Source organism: Streptomyces misionensis, assembly GCF_007896895.1.
Taxonomy (GTDB): domain Bacteria; phylum Actinomycetota; class Actinomycetes; order Streptomycetales; family Streptomycetaceae; genus Streptomyces; species Streptomyces misionensis_A.
This window is the reverse complement of the sequence record NZ_VOGW01000040.1, coordinates 33,125-35,941: the sequence shown is the minus strand read 5'-3', so window position 1 is coordinate 35,941 and position 2,817 is coordinate 33,125. Positions and strand designations below refer to the sequence as shown.

General features: G+C 77.7%; 3 protein-coding genes and 1 pseudogene. 1 reads left to right on the top strand and 3 read right to left on the bottom strand.

Annotation, left to right across the window (positions count from 1 at the left end):
* A pseudogene (locus FRZ03_RS06635) lies at positions 1–397 on the top strand (insulinase family protein); the annotation flags it as partial.
* A 1-nt stretch (position 398) separates the two neighbouring features.
* Here the strand turns inward: FRZ03_RS06635 and FRZ03_RS06630 are convergent.
* The 3 genes from FRZ03_RS06630 to FRZ03_RS06620 all read right to left on the bottom strand — a co-directional run bounded on the left by FRZ03_RS06630 (position 399) and on the right by FRZ03_RS06620 (position 2,635).
* Positions 399–1,079, bottom strand: coding sequence for a 2-phosphosulfolactate phosphatase (locus FRZ03_RS06630; RefSeq protein WP_186785281.1), 681 nt, complete (start codon positions 1,077–1,079; stop codon positions 399–401).
* Between the two features lie 29 nt (positions 1,080–1,108).
* Positions 1,109–1,399, bottom strand: coding sequence for a DUF1232 domain-containing protein (locus FRZ03_RS06625; RefSeq protein WP_146464203.1), 291 nt, complete (start codon positions 1,397–1,399; stop codon positions 1,109–1,111).
* 66 nt (positions 1,400–1,465) lie between these two features.
* On the bottom strand, positions 1,466–2,635 hold the full coding sequence (locus FRZ03_RS06620) for a hypothetical protein (protein ID WP_146464202.1): 1,170 nt from the start codon (positions 2,633–2,635) through the stop codon (positions 1,466–1,468).
* Between the last annotated feature and the right edge of the window lie 182 nt (positions 2,636–2,817).

Genomic DNA, 2,817 nt, shown 5'->3' with positions numbered 1-2,817 from the left:
GCTGTCCCCGCCCGGCACCCAGGCAGCGGCGGCGCTGGTGTTCCTGTGCGGCGCGGCCCACGCTCCGCGCTACTGGGCCGGTCTCTCCCACGGCCTGCTCGGCGCCACGCTGGTCGCGTCGGCGCTGTGCATGCTGCTGGGCCTCGCCCTGCCCGCGCGGGCGGCGCAGGCCCGGCTCGCCGCGGCGGCGTCCGCCCTCGTGGTCACGACGGTGCTCGGCGCGGGCCAGGTGCTCGGCGGCCGGTTCGGGCTGCCGGACCCGGCCCGGCTGTGGGCGGCGACCCTGGCTCCGCCCTGGCTGGCCGGCGCGGCGGCGGCCGCGGCCGCGCTCGCCGCGCTGGGCGTGGTGCTGGCCGTCCTGCTCGGCACGGGCGACCGCGACCGCGGCGGGAGCTGAGTCAGCTCACCGGCCGCAGCACCAGCCGCCCGTCCAGCCGGACGGCGGCCATCGCGAACGGGTCGACGTCGGCCGCCAGACACAGTTCCACGTCCTCGGGGTGCACCCCGCCCCAGCCGCGCCGCACGCCCTCGGCGAGCCGCGCGGCGGCCCCGGAGCGGCGCGCCCGGGCCGGACAGGGGCCGGGATCGGTGGCGGGGGCACGGACCAGGGCGGCGCTGTACTCGGCGCAGGCCAGGTCCGCCGCCGCCCGCCCGTCGTCCCCGGTGATCACGAACGCCGCCGTCCGCGCCTCGCTTCTCCGCAGCACCTCGGCGGTCGCCCTGGCCACCGGGAAGCTCGCGCACAGCAGCAGCCCGGCGTCCGCCACGGCGAGCGCCCCGGTCGTCCCGGCGGTCGTCCTCTGCACGATCGTCCGGCCGCGCACGTCCGGTTCGCGCAGCCGGGCGGGGGAGTCGGCGAGGTCGAACCCCGGCACCGGCGGCCCGTCCTGGACAGCGAGCCGGCCGGGGTTGCGGGCCTTCAGTTCCAGGGCCTCCTCCTGGGTGGCGGCGAACACGATCCGCTCGGCGCCGCGCCGGAACGCTCCGGCGGCCACGGTGAACGCGCGCATCACATCGACGACAACGGCGACCTGGGGAGCGGCCGGGGCGTCGGACACGCCGGTGAACACGGGCTGCATCGCCCCATGGTGCCCGACCCGGCGCCCGCTCAGGGCAGCCGGGGCGGGTCCGACGAGGCGGGCAGGGCGGAACGCAGGCTGCGCAGGGCGAGCAGGAGCACGCCGATGTCGTCCAGGTAGACGGGGTCCGGCAGCAGGTCGGCGGGGAGCACCAGATAGGCCACCGCGCCCCAGAACACCCACCGCGGCCCCGTCGGCAGCCCGGCCCGCAGCAGCGCGCGCCGGGTGCGCACCAGCCGGACGAGCAGGACGACGGCACCGGCGAGCAGGCCCGCCGCGAGCACGCCGGCGATCAGCAGCAGGGTGGTGGTGGAATCCATCGGGGCTCCTCGCGCGCTCCTGGCGGCTCTTCGTGCGGTACGGGGCCTGCTCGTGCGGTACGGGGCCTACGACGGCCGGTCCGGGGACGGCAGCTCCGCGCCGTCGGCGGTGTCCTCGGCGGCCGCCTTCGCCCTGCCGGGGAACCCCGGCAGCTTCAGCCGCCCGAACGTCTGGGTGAGCTGCTGCAACGCGGCGGGGGTCCGGGCGGCGGGCCGCTGCTGGGGCAGGGCGGGCGCGGGCACCTCGCGGTAGGCCGCCAGCGCCTCCAGGGCCTCCTCGGCGGCCTGCTTGTACAGGTCCCGGGACTTCGTCATGGCCTCCAGCGCCTCGGCGTACATGGCGACCAGCCGCCGCTCCCGGTCCAGCTCCTCCTGGTGGGTCATCAGGGTCCAGTTGTCCCTGAGGTCCGCCAGCGCCTCGGCGGCGTCGTGCGGGGCGGGCCGGGCGAGGGCGACGAAGTGCCGCAGGGCCGCGACGAGTTCGGCGGGCTCGGAGCCGTCCAGGAAGACACTGCGCACCCGGTGCGGTGCGCCGTCGTAGTCCTCGGGGGCCGGGTTCGGGGGCAGAAGGACGGCGCCGCCGCGCGGGACCTCGACGTCGAGGTCCTTGAGCGCCCAGTTGACGCCGCGCAGCTGGTGGGGTGCGGCGCGGTGCTCGACGACCCGGTGCCTGAGGCCCGGCGGCAGCAGCCGGGCCAGCGGCAGCTTGCCCTGTTCGTCGGGGGTCATCGCCTCGTGCACGACCAGATTGACGCACCAGGCCTCGCGGGCGGCCTCGCGCAGCCGGCGGCGCATCTCCTTGTCGTCCGCGGGCAGCGCGTTGACCTGCCGGAAGCGCAGGCCGGCGACCGTGGGGTGGTGGTCCCAGGAGCCGTCGTCGCCGGAGCCGCCCTCGGGCCAGAACAGCGTCGCGGGCGAGGGCCAGCCCTCGTTCCACGGCTGCTCCGCCTCCGCGACCAGCCGCCACTCGTGGCCCTGCGGCCTCACGTGCCGCGGTACGAGGGTGAGCCGGGCGCGCACGGTCACCGTGCCGCCGGCCCGCCAGCGCGCCTCGAAGACCGCGCCGGGCGAGTCCTCGGGCGCGGGCGGTTCGGCGAAGTCGTCGATGTCTCCGCTCTCCTTGTGCCGGCGCAGGGTACGGCGGACGACGTCCTCGGGTTCGGGACCGGTGTGACGGCCGCGGGCCGCCCAGACGGTCTGGGGGATGGCGGCGCGGTCGGTGGCGGAGTTCGACATGGGCCAATCTGCTGGTGGGTGCGGGTGCGCCTCCCAGTATCACCGCTCGGCCCGCCGAAACGTAGACGGCCCCGCGCACCGCGCGCCGCGCGGCCCGGCCCGGCGGCCGGGAACCGGGCGCGTGCCCAGCAGCCGGGGACCTGGTCGCGCGGCACGGACTCCGGGCGGGCGTGGTCGTCGGC

Coding starts and splice junctions, on each gene's coding strand:
- FRZ03_RS06620 (WP_146464202.1), bottom strand. CDS start 2,635: ATGTCGAACTCCGCCACCGACCGCGCCGCCATCCCCCAGACCGTCTGG.
- FRZ03_RS06630 (WP_186785281.1), bottom strand. CDS start 1,079: ATGCAGCCCGTGTTCACCGGCGTGTCCGACGCCCCGGCCGCTCCCCAG.
- FRZ03_RS06625 (WP_146464203.1), bottom strand. CDS start 1,399: ATGGATTCCACCACCACCCTGCTGCTGATCGCCGGCGTGCTCGCGGCG.